The 15,854-nt window shown below is 59.4% G+C and carries 16 protein-coding genes and 1 tRNA gene; 8 read left to right on the forward strand and 9 right to left on the reverse strand.

Going from position 1 to position 15,854, the window contains the following annotated elements; all coding sequences use genetic code 11:
• The first annotated feature begins 7 nt into the window (after nucleotides 1–7).
• Entirely contained in the window at nucleotides 8–1,042 is a 1,035-nt protein-coding gene (gene dmpG / locus KU43P_RS09830; protein ID WP_317662657.1) for a 4-hydroxy-2-oxovalerate aldolase, read from the forward strand.
• 18 nt (nucleotides 1,043–1,060) lie between these two features.
• On the opposite strand, the gene nudE is transcribed toward dmpG, so the two are convergent.
• From nudE to KU43P_RS09845, 3 genes are all read right to left on the reverse strand, one after another.
• Nucleotides 1,061–1,612: an ADP compounds hydrolase NudE gene (gene nudE / locus KU43P_RS09835; protein WP_317662659.1), complete on the reverse strand. Its 552-nt coding sequence runs from the start codon at nucleotides 1,610–1,612 to the stop codon at nucleotides 1,061–1,063.
• Nucleotides 1,613–1,715: 103 nt separating this feature from the next.
• A complete protein-coding gene (locus KU43P_RS09840) occupies nucleotides 1,716–2,843 on the reverse strand; it encodes a LuxR C-terminal-related transcriptional regulator (protein WP_317662661.1) in 1,128 nt (375 codons plus the stop codon).
• Nucleotides 2,844–2,980: 137 nt separating this feature from the next.
• The gene (locus KU43P_RS09845) at nucleotides 2,981–4,024 is read right to left on the reverse strand and encodes a Rieske 2Fe-2S domain-containing protein (RefSeq protein WP_317662663.1); all 1,044 of its coding nucleotides are present in this window, start codon (nucleotides 4,022–4,024) and stop codon (nucleotides 2,981–2,983) included.
• A 170-nt stretch (nucleotides 4,025–4,194) separates the two neighbouring features.
• Between KU43P_RS09845 and KU43P_RS09850 the strand changes: the two genes are divergently transcribed.
• The 4 genes from KU43P_RS09850 (at nucleotide 4,195) to KU43P_RS09865 (ending at nucleotide 8,033) form a co-directional block, all read left to right on the forward strand.
• Nucleotides 4,195–5,025 carry an SDR family NAD(P)-dependent oxidoreductase gene (locus KU43P_RS09850; RefSeq protein ID WP_317662665.1) on the forward strand — a complete coding sequence of 277 codons (831 nt, stop codon included), beginning with the start codon at nucleotides 4,195–4,197 and terminating at the stop codon, nucleotides 5,023–5,025.
• Nucleotides 5,012–5,938: an alpha/beta hydrolase gene (locus KU43P_RS09855; RefSeq protein ID WP_317662666.1), complete on the forward strand. Its 927-nt coding sequence runs from the start codon at nucleotides 5,012–5,014 to the stop codon at nucleotides 5,936–5,938. Before KU43P_RS09850 ends, KU43P_RS09855 begins: the two co-directional genes overlap by 14 nt.
• Nucleotides 5,939–6,029: 91 nt before the next feature.
• Nucleotides 6,030–6,200 (forward strand): hypothetical protein, encoded by a 171-nt coding sequence (locus tag KU43P_RS09860; RefSeq protein WP_317662668.1) that lies wholly within the window; start codon nucleotides 6,030–6,032, stop codon nucleotides 6,198–6,200.
• 72 nt (nucleotides 6,201–6,272) lie between these two features.
• On the forward strand, nucleotides 6,273–8,033 hold the full coding sequence (locus KU43P_RS09865; RefSeq protein WP_317662670.1) for an FAD-dependent oxidoreductase: 1,761 nt from the start codon (nucleotides 6,273–6,275) through the stop codon (nucleotides 8,031–8,033).
• A 108-nt stretch (nucleotides 8,034–8,141) separates the two neighbouring features.
• Here KU43P_RS09865 and KU43P_RS09870 read toward each other — a convergent pair whose 3' ends face one another.
• Nucleotides 8,142–8,321: a hypothetical protein gene (locus KU43P_RS09870; RefSeq protein ID WP_317662671.1), complete on the reverse strand. Its 180-nt coding sequence runs from the start codon at nucleotides 8,319–8,321 to the stop codon at nucleotides 8,142–8,144.
• Between the two features lie 157 nt (nucleotides 8,322–8,478).
• Between KU43P_RS09870 and KU43P_RS09875 the strand changes: the two genes are divergently transcribed.
• On the forward strand, nucleotides 8,479–9,222 hold the full coding sequence (locus KU43P_RS09875; RefSeq protein ID WP_317663765.1) for a peptidase C39 family protein: 744 nt from the start codon (nucleotides 8,479–8,481) through the stop codon (nucleotides 9,220–9,222).
• A gap of 118 nt (nucleotides 9,223–9,340) precedes the next feature.
• Here KU43P_RS09875 and KU43P_RS09880 read toward each other — a convergent pair whose 3' ends face one another.
• Entirely contained in the window at nucleotides 9,341–10,624 is a 1,284-nt protein-coding gene (locus KU43P_RS09880; RefSeq protein ID WP_317662673.1) for an NAD(P)/FAD-dependent oxidoreductase, read from the reverse strand.
• Between the two features lie 201 nt (nucleotides 10,625–10,825).
• Between KU43P_RS09880 and KU43P_RS09885 the strand changes: the two genes are divergently transcribed.
• Together KU43P_RS09885 and KU43P_RS09890 are read left to right on the forward strand one after the other, a co-directional pair.
• A tRNA-Val gene (locus KU43P_RS09885) sits at nucleotides 10,826–10,902 on the forward strand.
• Between the two features lie 641 nt (nucleotides 10,903–11,543).
• Nucleotides 11,544–12,122 (forward strand): hypothetical protein, encoded by a 579-nt coding sequence (locus KU43P_RS09890; protein WP_317662674.1) that lies wholly within the window; start codon nucleotides 11,544–11,546, stop codon nucleotides 12,120–12,122.
• Between the two features lie 432 nt (nucleotides 12,123–12,554).
• Here the strand turns inward: KU43P_RS09890 and KU43P_RS09895 are convergent, their stop codons facing one another.
• The 4 genes from KU43P_RS09895 to KU43P_RS09910 all read right to left on the reverse strand — a co-directional run bounded on the left by KU43P_RS09895 (nucleotide 12,555) and on the right by KU43P_RS09910 (nucleotide 15,848).
• The gene (locus tag KU43P_RS09895; protein ID WP_317662676.1) at nucleotides 12,555–12,917 is read right to left on the reverse strand and encodes a hypothetical protein; all 363 of its coding nucleotides are present in this window, start codon (nucleotides 12,915–12,917) and stop codon (nucleotides 12,555–12,557) included.
• A gap of 536 nt (nucleotides 12,918–13,453) precedes the next feature.
• Nucleotides 13,454–14,908 (reverse strand): DEAD/DEAH box helicase family protein, encoded by a 1,455-nt coding sequence (locus KU43P_RS09900; RefSeq protein WP_317662678.1) that lies wholly within the window; start codon nucleotides 14,906–14,908, stop codon nucleotides 13,454–13,456.
• A gap of 194 nt (nucleotides 14,909–15,102) precedes the next feature.
• Nucleotides 15,103–15,405: a hypothetical protein gene (locus KU43P_RS09905; protein ID WP_317662680.1), complete on the reverse strand. Its 303-nt coding sequence runs from the start codon at nucleotides 15,403–15,405 to the stop codon at nucleotides 15,103–15,105.
• Nucleotides 15,402–15,848, reverse strand: a complete 447-nt coding sequence (locus KU43P_RS09910) for a hypothetical protein (RefSeq protein ID WP_317662682.1) — start codon at nucleotides 15,846–15,848, stop codon at nucleotides 15,402–15,404. Before KU43P_RS09910 ends, KU43P_RS09905 begins: the two co-directional genes overlap by 4 nt.
• Nucleotides 15,849–15,854 lie beyond the last annotated feature (6 nt).

Below are 15,854 nucleotides of genomic sequence, written 5' to 3' on the forward strand. Positions count from 1 at the left end.
AGTGACCATGAACCTGCAAGGCAAGAACGTGCTGCTGCACGACATGAGCCTGCGTGACGGCATGCATGCCAAGCGTCACCAGATCAGCATCAAAGAGATGGTGGACGTGGCCACCGGACTGGACGCGGCCGGCGTGCCGTTGATCGAGATCACCCACGGCGACGGCCTGGGCGGTGCATCGCTGAACTATGGCTTGCCGGCCCACAGTGACGAGGCGTATTTCAGTGCGGTGATCCCCCGGCTCAAGCAGGCGAAGGTCTCGGCCCTGCTGCTGCCGGGGATCGGCACCTTGGATCACCTGAAGATGGCCCATGAGCATGGGGTGTCGACCATCCGCGTGGCCACCCACTGCACCGAGGCCGACGTGTCCGGCCAGCACATCGGCATGGCGGCGAAGATGGGCCTGGACACCGTAGGCTTTCTGATGATGGCGCACATGGTCAGCGCCGAAAAGCTGCTGGAGCAGGCGCGCCTGATGCAGAGCTACGGCGCCAACTGCATCTACTGCACCGACTCGGCGGGCTACATGCTGCCGGATGAAGTCAGCGAGAAGATCGCCGCGCTACGCGCAGGCCTGGAGCCGGGTGTGCAGGTGGGTTTCCATGGCCATCACAACCTGGGCATGGCCATTGCCAACTCCCTGGCGGCCATCGAGGCGGGTGCGGCGCGTATCGACGGGTCGGTCGCGGGGCTGGGTGCCGGGGCCGGCAATACGCCGCTGGAGGTGTTCGTGGCGGTGCTCGAACGCATGGGCGTGAACAGCGGTGTGGACCTGTACCGGATCATGGACGTGGCCGAGGACCGGGTGGTGCCGATGATGGACCAACCGATCCGCCTGGACCGCGATGCCCTGACCCTGGGCTACGCCGGGGTGTACAGCTCGTTCCTGCTGTTTGCCAAGCGCGCCCAGCTCAAGTACGGCGTGCCGGCCCGTGAGCTGCTGGTGGAGCTGGGCCGCCGCGGGACCGTGGGCGGGCAGGAAGACATGATCGAGGACCTGGCCTTGACCCTTTCCCGCGAGCGCGGGGTGTTGCCGACCTGAGGCGGATGTTCGCTGGCGTCAGCTACGCTGCGCCAGCACCCCCATGGCCATGAAGATGGCCGCGATCGCCCGCGCTTCATGAAGCTCGCCGCTGGCGACCAGGGCAGGGATCTGCGCCATGGGTACGGTCAGGCATTCCAGCGGTTCGGGCTCGTCTGCGGTCAAGCGGGTGCAAGGGCTGAGCTGTTCGGCCAGCACCACCCGGCAACGATGGCCCAGGTGGCCAGGCGCCAAGGTCAGGTCGCCCAGCTCGGTCAACCGCGCGCCGTGCAGCCCCACTTCTTCGCCAAGCTCGCGTTGCGCGGCCTCCAGGTAGCTTTCGCCAACGTCGGCGCCGCCCTTGGGCAGGCCGAGTATGGTGCCTTCCACCCCCACCGCGTACTCGCGAACCATCAGCACATGACGCGGATCGGGCATTGCCACCAGCAGCACCGAGCGGTAGCCGGTGCCGTTGAGGCGTTCATAGATGCGGCGCTGGCCGTTGCTGAACTGCAGGTGCAGGGCTTCGATCTGGAAATGGCTGCTTTTGGCCAGCAGCTCGGTCTTGAGAATGGTAGGGCTCTGGCGCATGGGGCGGGCCTCTGGCGACGGTAAGCGACAGGCTTACTATGGCGCGCCGAGGGGTACCTGCCATCGTCCGGGCGGACGATGGCGACACAGGCGGGAAGAGGGCTCAGCCCAGGGTGGCGACGCTGCGCAGGATCAGCCGCACCAGCATGGTCTGGCGGGTGACGCCGGTCTTGGAGAAGGTGGAGCGCAGGTGGGCCCGCGAAGTGTTGCGGCTGATGCCCAGCTCTTCGGAGGCTTCGTCGAGGGTCAGGCCGTTGGCCAGGAGCATGGCCAGCTGGGTTTCTGCCGGGGTGAAGTCGAACAGGGCACGGACGATCTCCTGGGGGGCGGAGGATTGCTGCTCCGGGTCGCTGATGAAGATCACCACGGCGGGACATTGCTTGCCCTCGCTCCAGGCGGCCAGGGGTACCGAACGCACGATGATGCCCAGGTCGGCGCGGCCGGACGGGCGGGTGACGCGCATGGCCTCGACCACCGTGGCCTGGTTGCCCTTCTGCGAAAGCATGGCCTGGCGCACCAGGCGACGAAACTCCTGGGTATCGCGGGCGCTGCCGACCTGCAGGCCGTCGTTGACCTGCTTGATGCCGTCCTTCTCCTGCAGCAGCCGTTCGGCCACCTGGTTGGTCTGCAGCACCTTGCCGGTTTCGTCGAGGATGATGGTGCCCACGGCCATCTGGTCGACGGCGCCGGCGTACAGATTGCGTTCGATCTCGATGCGGTTGAGCTGCATGTGCACCTTGATCGATTGCTCCAGGTGCGGAATGAACCGTGCCAGTAGGGTCTTCTCGTCGTTGACGAAGGGCGGGTCGTCGCGGCCCCGGCTGATGCGCAGGCGGCACTGGGCACCGTCGCTGGTGTTGATGTCCACGCCCAGGATATGGAACACGTCCACAGGTTCCAGGAAGTTGCGAAAGAACTCCGATTGCCTGAGTTCGGCTTCCGGCAGGTAATCGCTCAACGCGACCACTTCGCTGTTGGGGAGCCCGATGAAGGGGTCCAGGGCGTAGAAGTGCTTGTTGTAGGAGTTGGTCGCCTCGCTGGAGGTGCCGTTGGTGCTGACCATCAGGCCATCGACCTGGCTGCTGGGCGGGCGCAGGATGAACGTAACGTACTTGCTGTCGAGGAGGCGATTGAGCTGATTGAGGAAGGTGACCCAGGGGATGTTTTCCATCGGGCCCTGATAGAGCTGACCGACCAGCTCGCTGAAGTCTTCTAGGCTGAGACTCTGCATGAATGCGTACCGTTTATTATTATTAGCACTGGCGTCGGCGAGCATAAACGGTGTCCTTGTTTACGCGCAATGTCCTGTTGCGGGCCCGATCAGCGGTCATGGCCGACGGCTGATCGGGTGCCAGGGAGGGGTTGCTGTCAGGCGCGCTCGGCGCCACACACGACATAGTCCTTGCGGGTGCGGGTATCGTCGGAAATCAGCGCGACATCGGTGTAGAACTGCTCGTACCAGCGGCGCAGCTGGTACACCGGGCCGTCGCCGTCGCACAGCAGCGGGTTGTCGACACGGGTCTTGCTGTGCCAGATCGCCACATCCTCGTAGAAGGCTTCCTGGGCTTGTTTGACATAAGCCTTGGCGATGGCCTGGTTCTCTTCCTCGCTCAGCCCCGGGATCTTTTTCACCAGCACGCCATAGCGCAGGGTGAAACTGTCGAGGTCGATCGGCACGTGGCAGTTCAGCAGCACCGAATGGATCGGCTGGTCGCCCATGGCACCGGTCATTTCGGTGATCTGGTACGCCGGGCCGTAGTAGGTGGCGACGGTGGTCAGCACGCTGTCACCGGAGAGCCGGGCACTGCGCGCACGCATGATCTGGGCGGCGGTGTGGCCTTCGAAGACGTTGCTGAAGGCATCGATCGGTGCACCGTGCACGGTGTCGAAGTGGGCCATGTCGGCGATGTTGTCGATCAGCTCGCGGCAGTTGGTGTCGATCTTCAGCTCGGCAATTTCCCATGACGCCCATTGCGCGTCGTAGCACGCGTCGATGCGCGGGATGGCCTGCTCGGCGATCGGTGCATTGCCTTCGGGATCGTTCCACACGAACAAGAGGTGGTTCTGCTCCATGATCGGCCAGCGCTTGATCCTGGCCCGAGGCGGGATGCGCTTGGCGTACGGGATGTCGTCGCACACGCCGTCGGCGTTCCAGCGCCAGCCGTGGAACGGGCAGCGGATGGCGTTGCCTTCGACGCAGCCGGTGCTCAGGTCGGCGCCCATGTGCGGGCAGTAGCCGTCGAGGATGTTCAGTTCGCCGTCCTCGCCCTGGAACGCCACCAGGCGGGTGCCGAAGACATCCAGGCGGTGGGCTTTGCCATCGCGGTACTGGGCGGCCAGACCCAGGCAGTGCCAACCGCGCGCGTAGCGGTCTTCCAGCAGTTTGGCTTCGATACGGTGCAGTGTGCTCATGTTGTTGTTCTCCGGTTCTTCTTGGGGCCGCACGGGCAGCTCGGCCGACGGTACGGTGCACTCAAGCGATTCTGCCGGTCGTGACGTGGCGGTCATCGTCTGAACGGACGATGGCCTGCGACAGCAGGGCGGATTTACTGGCGGCCATCAGCCACAGGCAGGAGAACGTGATGGCGGGACAGGTAGCAGTGATCACCGGCGCAGCCAGCGGCATCGGCCGCGGGCTGGCCGAGCATGCAGCGCAGCTTGGCCTGCGCCTGGTGCTGGCGGATGTCGACGCCCCACGCCTGATGGCACTGGCCGCACGGTTGCAGGCGCAGGGCGCCGAGGTGCTGGCCAGGGTGACCAACGTGGGCGACGCCGAACAGATGGCGCAACTGCGCGAGGCAGCTCTGGCGCGCTTCGCCAGGGTCGACCTGTTGTTCAACAACGCTGGGGTGATGCAGACCGGCTACAGCTGGGAAGTCGACCCCGCGCAATGGCAGCGCATCCTCGATATCAACCTGCGTGGTGTGATCAACGGCATCCGCTGCTTCGTGCCCTGGCTGCTCGAACAGGGGCGCCCGGCCCACGTTATCAATACCGCGTCGCTGGCCGGGCTGGTGTGCAGCCCGCTGATGGCGCCCTATACCGTGACCAAGCAGGCCGTGGTGGCGCTCAGCGAAACCCTGCATTACGAGCTGGCCCAACTGGGGGCGCCGATCTCGGTTTCGGTGCTCTGCCCGGGCGCCGTGGCCAGTGACATCATGGCCTCCGACCCGGTCGAGGCAGGCCCAGCGGCGTCATTCAGCGCCGCGCTCGATGGCAGTATTCGCGCCGGCATGAACCCCCGTGAACTGGCCGGCCTGGTGTTCCAGGCCGTGGCCGAAAAGCGTTTCTGGATTCTGCCGCACAAGGCCTTCAAGCCGGCCCTTGAGCGGCGCCTGCGCAGCGTGCTCGATGAAACCAACCCAGCTTTCGCCATGCCCGAACTCGAGGGAGACGCCCATGCCGCTCGATAACCAGCTTGCCAGCGTACTGCAGGGTTTCCGCGCCCAGGGCGAGCCCGATTACGCCACCCTCGATGCCCGCCAGTATCGGCTGTATGCCGACAACCTGATGCCGCCCTTGCCAGGCGCGGACATGGCCGACGTGCGGGATCTCGAAGTCGGCGGCGCGCAGGGGATGCTCGCGGCGCGCCTGTACCGCCCGCTGGACCGTGACGGCCTGCCGTTGCTGGTGTTCTTCCACGGCGGCGGTTTCGTGATCGGCAACCTGGACACCCATGACAACCTGTGCCGCACGCTGGCCCTGGAAACCGGCGCGGTGGTGGTGTCGGTGGCCTATCGCCTGGCACCGGAGGCGCGCTTCCCGGCGGCACCCCACGACTGTTATGCCGCGACCCGATGGCTGGTCGAGCATGCCCAGGCACTGGGCGTGGACGCTGGCCGCCTGGCGCTGGCGGGCGACAGCGCCGGTGGCAACCTGGCCATTGCCGTCAGCCGCCTGGCCCGAGAACACGGTGGGCCGGCGATTCGGCACCAGTGCCTGTTCTATCCCGTGACCGATGCGGCGTGCGCCAGCGCGTCCTATGGGCAGTTCGCCGAGGGCTATCTGTTGTCGCGGGCCATGATGGGCTGGTTCTGGGGGCAGTATCTGGAGCACCCGCAGCAAGCTGACGACGCCCTGGCGTCGCCCCTGCGCGACGAGGCGCTTCAGGGTTTGCCGGCCACCACCTTGCTGACCGCCGAATACGACCCGCTGCGCGACGAAGGCGAGGCCTTCGCCGAGCGCTTGCAGGCGGCAGGTGTGAGCGTGCGGCTGGAGCGCTGCGACGGCATGGTGCACGGTTTCATCAGCATGGCGCCTTTCGTCGAGGCTGCCGCACGGGCCCTGCAGGGCGCCGCTGCGGACCTGCGCCGCGCACTGGGTTGAGGCAGGCCGGCCTCGTCCGTTCGGACGAAGCCGGCGCAGAGCGGCAGTTCTAGGCTGGCAGCACACCCTCTCTACGTTTAGAGGCATGGCCATGAAAACAACAAGATTCTGCCTGACCCTGATCGTCTCTGCCTTCGTCGCTGCCTACGTGGCAGCGCTGACCCAGCCCTTACCGGTGTCTCAGCGCGTGGCCTATTACTGCCAGCCTGGATATCAGTCGTGCTACATGCCGGCGCTCGGGGCAATGCGACTGTTGCCTTGAGCGCGCGCCTGCCCGGCCGACCTCGAATCGTCGCAATCGCGGCCGGTGGCCGCACATGGAGAAGGGGCATTAATGAACAATGACAACACGCATGGCATGCGCTGGGATGCCGTCTACGACGTGGTCGTGGTCGGTTCCGGCGCTGGCGCCATGACTGCGGCGCTGCGCGCCCATGACCATGGCCTGTCGGTACTGATGGTGGAAAAGGCCGCGCAATACGGCGGCACCACGGCGATCTCCGGCGGCGGCATCTGGATCCCCTGCAACGACCAGATCGAAGGCCTTGGCGGCAGCGATTCACCCGAGCAAGCACGCGCCTACCTGCGTGCCACGGTTGGCGAAGACTACGAGCCCGCGCGCATCGACGCTTACCTGGAACACGGCCCGAGGATGCTCGGCTACCTGGCCGCTCGCGCCCAGACCTACTTTCGCGCCGTGGCGCGTTACCCTGACTATTACCCCGAGCGCGAAGGCGGCAAGCCCGGCTACCGCACCCTGGAGCCGGCCGTCTTCGACGCCGCCCGCCTGGGCGACGAATTCCAGCGCCTGCGCGCCTCGTCGCCGGCGACCCTGATCGCCGGCCGCATCGCCATGACTCAGGTCGAGGCCCACACCATCGTCACCAAGGAGCCCGGCTGGCTCTGGCTGACAGCGCGCCTGGGCCTGCGCTACCTCGCCGACCTGCGTTGGCGCCGGCGCACCCCTCGGGATCGCCGGCTGACGCTGGGCAACGCGCTGGTCGCCAGCTTGCGTGCGGCGATGCAGGCGAGGGGCATCGAGCTCTGGCTGCAAACGCCCATGCGCAGCTTGTGCAGCGAGGGCGGCAAGGTCACAGGGTTGTTGGCCGAGCGCCAGGGCAGGGCGGTGAATGTGCGCGCGAACGCTGGCGTGATCCTCGGTTGCGGTGGCTTCGAGGCCGACCAGCTCATGCGCGAGCAATACCTGCCCGGCCCCACCAGCGCCAAATGGACGGCCGCGCCGCCGATCAACAGTGGGGATGGCATTCGCGCCGGCCTGGCGTTGGGTGCCGACGTGGCCCTGATGAGCCACACCTGGGGCGCACCGACCGTGCATGTGCCTGGCGAAGAGAAACAGCGGGCGCTGTTCGTCGAACGGGCGTTTCCCCGTTGCATCATGGTCAACGGCCAAGGGCAGCGCTTCGTCAACGAGGCGGCGCCGTACCCGGACATCATCTACGCCATGTACGCCGACCAGCAGCGCAACGGCGCCAACGTGCCCGCCTGGTTGATCTTCGATGCCGAATACCGCAAGCGCTACCCGTGCGGCGTGCTGTTGCCAGGCACGGTGCAACCGGACAGCAAGATCCCCGACGGCTGGCTGGACAAGGTGATCTACCGGGCAGACAGCCTGGCCGCCCTGGCCGCCAAGATTGGCGTGGATGCCCAGGGCCTGGCGCAGAGCGTGCAACGCCTCAACCAGCAGGCCGGCAAGGGCGTGGATACGGATTTTGGCAAAGGCGACAGCCTGTTCGACCGCTACTACGGCGACAGCAACTGCCAGCCCAACCCATGCCTGGGGCCGCTGGAGCGGGCGCCGTTCTACGCACTGCGCATTGATGCTGGCGAGTTGGGTACCAAAGGCGGTTTGCGCACCGATGCGCAGGCGCGCGTGCTGCGGGCCGATGGTTCACTGATCGATGGGTTGTACGCCATTGGCAATACCAGTGCGGCGTTGATGGGCAAGACCTACCCAGGCCCCGGCTCGACTATCGGGCCGGCCATGACCTTCGGCTACATCGCGGCAAACCACCTGGCGCGGGAGGTGGGGCAGGTGCAGCCTGAAGTGATGGCCGAAGCCGGGTTGCATCGATAGTTGTGCGGCTCACTCGCAGGCTTGGCCCGCGCGTGAGCCGTACACCCCGTTAGCAACGTACGTCCTGGAGATGATCCGCACTGAAAGGCTTACAAGGAATCCAGATACTCAGTGCACCCCGGCATGCCGCCGCGCGCGGCGCACAGGCTGCGCCTTGGCCGGCCCCTGTGGTGGTTGGTGGTGATGTGGTGAATGACGCCGCACGATACGCAGTACGCCCCATAGCATGGCGGCTGCAACGCTAAGCCACATACCCACCAGCATGAGAATTGCCATTGTCAGGCTCATGTGTGCCTCCTTCTCTCGGACCAAGCCATGGCTCGCCCTACAGACACAGCATTAGTCTAGCTCGCCGGCGGTGACGTTCCATTGACCGAACGTCTGGTGCTTTGGTCCAGTGGCTTTGCGGCTTGCATTGGGCTATACCCGCGCCGCGCCGCGCCCTATGATCGTTGCCCAGAGCCGGGCGCTGCCTGCCTGGCATCGGAACAAGCGAGCGTTCATGGAGCACGATTCCTTCAAGCCGTGGGGCAATGGCCCACGGCGACTACTGTTGGCATGCCTGATGGCGGCGAGCCTGGGCGGTTGCGCCGGTACGCCGCCAGCTTCCCTCAAAAGCCTGCCGCAACGGGTCGAGATCAGCAGCGTGCCGTTCTACCGCGGCAACGCCAACCACAGCGGCGCCATGGCCTTGGCCGCCTTGCTCTCGCAGCAGGGCGCGCCGATCACGCCGGGGTTGCTCGACAAGCCCTTGAACCTGCCCCAGGGCGCCGAGTCGCTGGGCACCAGCATTCCTCGCGTGGCGCGTGAATACGGCATGGTGGTTTATCCGCTGGATCAACGCTTCGACGCTTTACTGACCCAGGTGGCAGCCGGCAATCCGGTGCTGCTGCGGTATCAGGACGGTTCGGCCTGGTGGAGCGAGCCGCGCTATGCGTTGCTGATCGGCTATGACCGCTACAAGCAGCGTGTGCTGTTGCGCTCAGGCATGAATCGACGGCAGCTGATGGCCTTCGATGACTTCACCTCGGCGTGGGCGAAGGAGGGGAGTTGGGCTGTGCTGGTACAGCCACCGCGGCAACTGCCGGCCCAGGTGGACCGCCAGCGTTGGCTGCAGGCTGCCGACGAACTGGCCCGCGCGGGGCAGGAAGTGGCGGCGAAACAGGCTGTGAGCAGCCTGGGCAAGTAGCGGGGTAATTGCTGACCCTATCGCCGGCAAGCCGGCTCCCACAGGTGCGCCACTGCCCTTGAGTTCAGTGGGATACCTGAGGGAGCCGGCTTGCCGGCGATGAGGCCATCAGCCTGGATCAGAAGCCCAGACGGTCACGCAGGCTGTAGTACCAGGCACCGATGGCGCTGAACGGTACACGCAGCATCTGGCCACCCGGGAACGGGTAGTGCGGCAGACCGGCGAAGGCGTCGAAACGTTCGGCCTGGCCACGCAGTGCCTCGGCCAGTACCTTGCCCGCCAGGTGGGTGTAGGTCACACCGTGGCCCGAGCAACCCTGCGAGTAGTAGATGTTGTCGCCGATACGGCCAACTTGCGGCAGACGCGACAGGGTGAGCAGGAAGTTGCCGGTCCAGGCGAAGTCGATCTTGACGTCCTTGAGTTGTGGGAAGGCCTTGAGCATCTTCGGACGAATGATCGCCTCGATGTTGGCCGGGTCGCGGGCACCGTATACCACACCACCGCCGAAGATCAGGCGCTTGTCGCTGGTCAGGCGGTAGTAGTCGAGCAGGTAGTTGCAGTCTTCGACGCAGTAGTCCTGCGGCAGCAGGGTACGGGCCAGTTCTTCGCCCAGCGGCTCGGTGGTGATCACCTGGGTACCGCATGGCATCGACTTGGCGGCCAGTTCCGGCACCAGGTTGCCCAGGTAGGCGTTGCCGGCGACGATGATGAACTTGGCGCGTACCTTGCCCTGCGGGGTGTGCACGACAGGGTTGGCGCCACGCTCGATGCGCACGGCCGGGGTCTGCTCATAGATGATGCCGCCCAGCGACTCGACCGCGGCTGCTTCGCCCAGGGCCAGGTTCAGTGGGTGGATGTGGCCGCCGCTCATGTCCAGCATGCCGCCGACGTAGCTGTCGCAGGCAACCACTTCGCGGATGCGTTTCTGGTCCATCAGCTCCAGCTGAGTGTGGCCGAAGCGTTCCCACAGGCGTTTCTGCGATTCCAGGTGGCCCATCTGCTTGCTGGTCAGCGCAGCGAACACGCCGCCGTCTTTCAGGTCGCACTGGATGTTGTACTTGGCAACGCGCTCACGGATGATGCGGCCGCCTTCGAAGGCCATGTGGCCCAGCAGTTGTGCTTGCTTGGGGCCGACGGTGCGTTCGATGACGTCGATGTCACGGCTGTAGCTGTTGACGATCTGACCGCCGTTGCGGCCCGACGCGCCGAAGCCGACTTTGGCCGCTTCGACGATGCTTACCTTGAAGCCGTTTTCCAGCAGGAACAGTGCGCTGGACAGGCCGGTGTAGCCGGCGCCGATGATGCACACATCGGTTTCCACCTCACCCTGCAGCGCCGGACGTGGCGGCACCGGGTTGGCCGAGGCGGCGTAGTAGGACTGGGGGTAGGGGGTATTGGCCATGCTCGAGAAACCTCGTGTTTTATATTTTTAACGAATGTACCGATGCTATCAATAATAATAAACACCCGCTAGTCGTCCCGTTAAAAATCCTTTACTGGGTGTCGGTGGCCCTTCCTTATAAAGAGGTTAAGATTCAGTAGCTTAGCGTGAAAAAAAGTGTTGACAGGGGTTTTGGATTGCGTAGAATGCGCACCACACGACAGGCACATAGCTCAGTTGGTTAGAGCACCACCTTGACATGGTGGGGGTCGTTGGTTCGAGTCCAATTGTGCCTACCAAATCGCCCGTAGAAGATACGGGGCTTAGAGGGGAATCCGAGAGGGTTCCTCTTTTCGTTTTCCCTGAGAAAACGTTCACAATCTATAGCCTTCGTTCACATCCTGCAATGTGCACCTGCTTTCCTGCTCTGTAGGCATTCACACCTGATTTGTGTGAATGGGAAGGCAAGGCTAACCCCTCATTCACAGCAAAAATTGTGAACGAACACTCTCAAGCCATTGATCCTAAAGGGCAAACCTCTACCTAGTGAAGGTGGTGCTCATTGGTCGTGGCCTCCCAATGGCGTGCGTCTAACCATCTGAGCTATGTGCCAGTCAGGTGCTCTAGCTGCTCGCATACGATGCGTATTGATGAACGCCATAGGCGAGTGCAAGGAACGCTGAAGCGAGACGCCATACCAGTCTGTGTACGCTTGCGGGGTGATCCTAGGCATGGCTGTCTGAGAATCTTGGGCTTGACGCCAGTGGGGTAGAGAGGGGGTGTAGGGGAGGCTTCCTATGTCTGCAATGCCGCTCAGGATTTTCTAGGAGAAATGGCTGGCCTTCTGGTATCAAGGGGCGGCATATCATGGGGGGCGCTGTATCTACATCGGCGCTTGTGTAGACAGTTTTGCATCTGTAGGCATAGAGATTTGGCAGAAATGGATTCTGGACTGGTTAACGCTGTAGTTCCGGTGGTGATCACTCTCCTTGGCACTATGACCATTGGTCTTGTGGGTGGGTGGTTTAAGTTCTACTTAGAAAGAAGGAGTGTGAGATTTGCTATCTATGCTGAGATTCAGGCTCTGGTGCTCATAATTCGTAAGCGTGAATATCTAGAAGGAATGATAGAGACTATAAAAGAGTTTGAAGAGGGGAAGTATAAGAAGGGAACTTGTGTAATTTATTCGGCATCAATCGACCCTAGTTACTGTCGAGTGTATTCTGCTTTGGTTTCAACGCTTGGTAGTCTACCTGCTGATGCTGCGCAATTGGTCGTCATCTTCTATCAGCTAATAGATAGCGTGGTTAGGGATTTGAGTCCAGGTGGGCAGCTACATGAAGGGACGGATGATGTGACTGTCTTCAATGAGGCTTCTGACCTTTTGTCTAAAGCTTTGAGGGTGGCTGAGGAGCTGCAGCGAATTGAGCATGGTGGCCTTTGGTTGCAAGTTAAAAGGTTGCTGAGGCTTGAATCGAGGGATTCATTAATCCACTCTTTGAGAAATGGCAGTGCTTGATCTTGTGTTGTTGTGTTGATTTGAGGTATATTACGCGGTAAAGGGAAACGGCCCTGCTTATCTGAAAGGTAAGCTACTGTAAGCGCAGAGAGTGTGCTGGCTGTGGTAAGTAGGTTAGGAAGCGAAGCCTTAGATGGCGTAGTGACTGACAGAACGCTTCAGTTACATAGCGGGGATGGTTGGTAGAACCCGCCCGTTGTATGCCGACGAATAGGCATAAGCCATATCCAAGCAAGGGCTGAGTACGCTTGGACGGGAACCACTACCGAATAGTTGGGCAATGTCGGGCGACGCCCCCATTGAAGAACGGCCTAGCAGGTAACTGTTAGTGCACCCTAAAAGGGCAGTTAGAGAAATCTAACGCATTGTGTCAGAAGTGGTTACGCCTTCTGAAAGTCAATCCATGCCCTTTGTCTTAATAAATAATTCCTGCTAATTTACCGCCTTCAATGGTTTGACTTGGTTAAGTCTGTCAATGTCTTTCTGGTAGTCAGCAGCAATCCTTGCTTCTATCGCAATGTGTCTATCGACTTCAGCTTTAGGTGGTCTACCTACTGGACGAGTAATGCCTACCGCTTTAAGAAGCTCCTTAACCGCAGAGTAGTTATGCTCCTCGGTTCCTTTCTTCAATACTTCAATGGCTACATCTTGCCAGTAAAGTTTGTGTTCAATATCCCAAGCGTTATCTTTGGCATGACTGTCTAGCGTAATAAGACTAACTCCCCACTCCTTCGCTAGAAGGCTATGGGAGTAAGCTTCAATGTATTTCTGTTTTCCATCTTCTGGTATGTTCATTTTCTATTCTCTTGTTTGGTAGTAGTAAGTGGTGCCTCAAGCCGGCAGGGGCTTTGCTCCGCAAGGGTAAAGCGAGAGCACGTCAGCAAGCTGACACGCCCTACCGGGCTGACGCATGAAAAGAGAAGAGCGTTAACTACTCGCTATGGTTAGGTGTGCCGACGTATCGTCGGTTTCCTCCTAACGTTAAATCCTTCTTTTCGAGCGTTCAGAAATTAGTGCGAGTAATGATGTGTGAGTGTAACGAACGTTAAGGACGTTCACTGGCATACGCTCTTCCATCACCCTATAAGTATCACCTTGGTATTGGCTACCTATAGGGCTAAGCAATCTCCTAGCTAAGCAGTGAACTCTAGATGGTTGTCTACTGTTAAGGGCTTAGCGTATTGGTAGCAATGGTTGATCCTGGTAGATCAACAATCTCCAAGGAGCGATAGAGTATGTGTAGTTTCTTACGATACTCTATGGTGGATTTCCCAAAAATCCTTAAGGAATCCTTAAGAGAAATTGGAAAAAATGTGGTGACGCAGGAAATTTTAAGCTGCTCGTTTTAGTCCAGCGGTCCAATTGAGAATTGATTTGTAAGTTACTCCGAGGTTGTCAGCAATAACCTTTCGATCAAGTCCTTTCTCAAGAAACAGTGAGACTGCCTCAGCTTGAAGCATCGCCTTAGCTTTCTTCTTCTCAGACTTCTCTTTCTCCCAAGGTGTCATGCAAAGCTCAGTATTGATAGAGGCTAGACGACCAAGTTTAGATTGAAGATACTTAGCCATCTCGATGTTCTGTACGAATAGAACCACTGGTGCTGTATTGTCTCTATCGCGTAGTGAAGTGCGCGCTACAGCTTGTAGCGTTGATTCATAGAGTCGCTCGAACTCAATAGCTTTCCTGATTTCAGGAACTGGTACACCTAGCATCTCGCTAAGACTATGGAAGCTTAATGCGTCGTCAGGGCTAACGTTTCCATGCTGTAGGCAAATGGCAATGCTTCTATCTTGGTAGCCATTAATGCCTCGACTATCAATAGGGAGCTTTGTTACATTGTCTGCAAAGCTATACTCAACCCAGTCGTGCATGAAAGCTAAACTCTCATCGTCTCCAATCATTGCGGTTACACCGTCAAGCCAAGAAGCCAACTGTGTGTCATTGTTCCATTTGATTACAGATTCGCCATTGCGTTGCATCAGGCTTTGAGTCTTGGAGTATTTACCTTTCAAGAAAGGGTGAAGCTCAACACGCTTACCGTAACCATCAAAGTCAGGAGTGAATATTGAGCGTTCAAAACTCCATCCTTGACTCTCAGCGTGTACGCCTAGGAGCGTATCCCTCACATTGTTAGCCAGGATGTGTACAGTGTTTGCGTAGGTGAAAGCGGGGAGGAAATCCCTGTAACGCACAATCCGTACTAGGCGTTTACCCTTAGTGCTTTGCTTCTCTACCTCAACGCTACATTTGGGGGTGATCATAGCCTTGAGCACTTCAATTGCGGAGCTACTGAGTGCGCTGCCATCTTTGGTTTTGATCATGGATTCTACAAGGGCTACGTGCTCAGGGTTGAGCGTTGCTTTCTTGTCATCACTTACGGTTAGATAGTGGCCAATGCTACTCAGGTAGCTAATGCTATCGAACTGGTGAGACCAGCAATCAGAGACGCTAGGCACTTCATCCATAACCAAATCCCATCCCGCCAGCAACCTTGCATCCACTTGCCTTAGGGCCTCATGTGTAACCATAAGCAGGGGTGAGTTAGCCATTGCTAATGCTTTCTCAATGGTGGCAGCTACATGACTGGTCGTTTCAGAAGTAATGATGACAGGGATAATGCCGGTAGTGGTTTTAATGGTAAGTGCTAGCTCTTTGATAAGCTCCTTGGTAGGCATTGCGTAAATCAGTTTTGAGCTAGAGATTAGTGTAGGTAGTGCTTCAATGAATTTGGTAGATTTGCCACTGCCGGGCAATGCTTCCGCTACATAAATGGTTTTAGTGGTCATGCGTCCTTGTTCTTTAATGAGCTTCTGCAAGCTCCTATAAGCGTGTATGAGAGGCGTAGAGCGTCACCCTGTGGGTTGCTTAGGGTTAGCCTATAACAGCTTGCAGAATGGAGATTAGAAGGGTTGCTACAGAGATTAGAAAGGCTGTGACACTAGCAAGGCAGAGAATGGATATTGCCCAGCGACGGAGTAAATTACTTATCGGTCTTCACCTTTGCTTTAACTGGTGCTCTGTCAGCTTCTAGCTTGTCAATGATGGAGTGTAGAGTCTGTGTGGATGTGAACGCACTATCAAGCTTGCTAGAGGTAGGAAGGTCAATACACACATAATTGCCACGCTGATTCATTTGGTAACGCACACCTTTGTATTCCTTTACCTCTCCGACTAGCAGTGAGTTTTTAATAAGGATATCGGCTGCTTTCTGTTGGGTTTGCGCTTTACGCTCAGCAAGGTACTGTGCTTCAGCGTCTGAGTAGTAGGCTTCTCGAAGGCTCATTCTGTTACCCCGTATTGCTTGTAAATGTTCTTCTTGATTTCTTTCATGAGTGCTGTCTGATTCTTAACGGTAGCGCTGGTTCCCGACACTACAGATTGCTTGATGCCAAGGAGGTTGCCTTGCTCATCGTAACTGAAATTGTTCTGCTCCACTTTCTTACCCTTGCTGGCTTCAATGGCAAGCTGAGCATCAATGCCTTCTCGGATTCCTGGATCAGACTTGTAGAGGCGTGCAATTGTCTCTTGTCTCAGTTGCCGCATAAGCGTAACTGCCTCAGCAGGATTACCCATTACACTAGCTCGTTGATTAGATGGCGCTTGAGTAGGTGTACCATCGGTAATCTCCCAGCCTTCTTTTGCTGCAATGTCTAGAATCTCAGCAGGAGAGCGGCCAGTGGATTTGGAGAGTTCAAAAATGTCATGGGGGTTAAGAGTCTTGGTCATGATAGG

This window comes from Pseudomonas sp. KU43P, assembly GCF_033095865.1.
In the GTDB taxonomy this organism is placed as follows: domain Bacteria; phylum Pseudomonadota; class Gammaproteobacteria; order Pseudomonadales; family Pseudomonadaceae; genus Aquipseudomonas.

What these genes read in the sequence shown, in the direction of transcription:
- dmpG (WP_317662657.1), top strand. Translation starts at nt 8, where the DNA reads ATGAACCTGCAAGGCAAGAACGTGCTGCTGCACGACATGAGCCTGCGT.
- nudE (WP_317662659.1), bottom strand. Translation starts at nt 1,612, where the DNA reads ATGCGCCAGAGCCCTACCATTCTCAAGACCGAGCTGCTGGCCAAAAGC.
- KU43P_RS09840 (WP_317662661.1), bottom strand. Translation starts at nt 2,843, where the DNA reads ATGCAGAGTCTCAGCCTAGAAGACTTCAGCGAGCTGGTCGGTCAGCTC.
- KU43P_RS09845 (WP_317662663.1), bottom strand. Translation starts at nt 4,024, where the DNA reads ATGAGCACACTGCACCGTATCGAAGCCAAACTGCTGGAAGACCGCTAC.
- KU43P_RS09850 (WP_317662665.1), top strand. Translation starts at nt 4,195, where the DNA reads ATGGCGGGACAGGTAGCAGTGATCACCGGCGCAGCCAGCGGCATCGGC.
- KU43P_RS09855 (WP_317662666.1), top strand. Translation starts at nt 5,012, where the DNA reads ATGCCGCTCGATAACCAGCTTGCCAGCGTACTGCAGGGTTTCCGCGCC.
- KU43P_RS09860 (WP_317662668.1), top strand. Translation starts at nt 6,030, where the DNA reads ATGAAAACAACAAGATTCTGCCTGACCCTGATCGTCTCTGCCTTCGTC.
- KU43P_RS09865 (WP_317662670.1), top strand. Translation starts at nt 6,273, where the DNA reads ATGAACAATGACAACACGCATGGCATGCGCTGGGATGCCGTCTACGAC.
- KU43P_RS09870 (WP_317662671.1), bottom strand. Translation starts at nt 8,321, where the DNA reads ATGAGCCTGACAATGGCAATTCTCATGCTGGTGGGTATGTGGCTTAGC.
- KU43P_RS09875 (WP_317663765.1), top strand. Translation starts at nt 8,479, where the DNA reads ATGATCGTTGCCCAGAGCCGGGCGCTGCCTGCCTGGCATCGGAACAAG.
- KU43P_RS09880 (WP_317662673.1), bottom strand. Translation starts at nt 10,624, where the DNA reads ATGGCCAATACCCCCTACCCCCAGTCCTACTACGCCGCCTCGGCCAAC.
- KU43P_RS09890 (WP_317662674.1), top strand. Translation starts at nt 11,544, where the DNA reads ATGGATTCTGGACTGGTTAACGCTGTAGTTCCGGTGGTGATCACTCTC.
- KU43P_RS09895 (WP_317662676.1), bottom strand. Translation starts at nt 12,917, where the DNA reads ATGAACATACCAGAAGATGGAAAACAGAAATACATTGAAGCTTACTCC.
- KU43P_RS09900 (WP_317662678.1), bottom strand. Translation starts at nt 14,908, where the DNA reads ATGACCACTAAAACCATTTATGTAGCGGAAGCATTGCCCGGCAGTGGC.
- KU43P_RS09905 (WP_317662680.1), bottom strand. Translation starts at nt 15,405, where the DNA reads ATGAGCCTTCGAGAAGCCTACTACTCAGACGCTGAAGCACAGTACCTT.
- KU43P_RS09910 (WP_317662682.1), bottom strand. Translation starts at nt 15,848, where the DNA reads ATGACCAAGACTCTTAACCCCCATGACATTTTTGAACTCTCCAAATCC.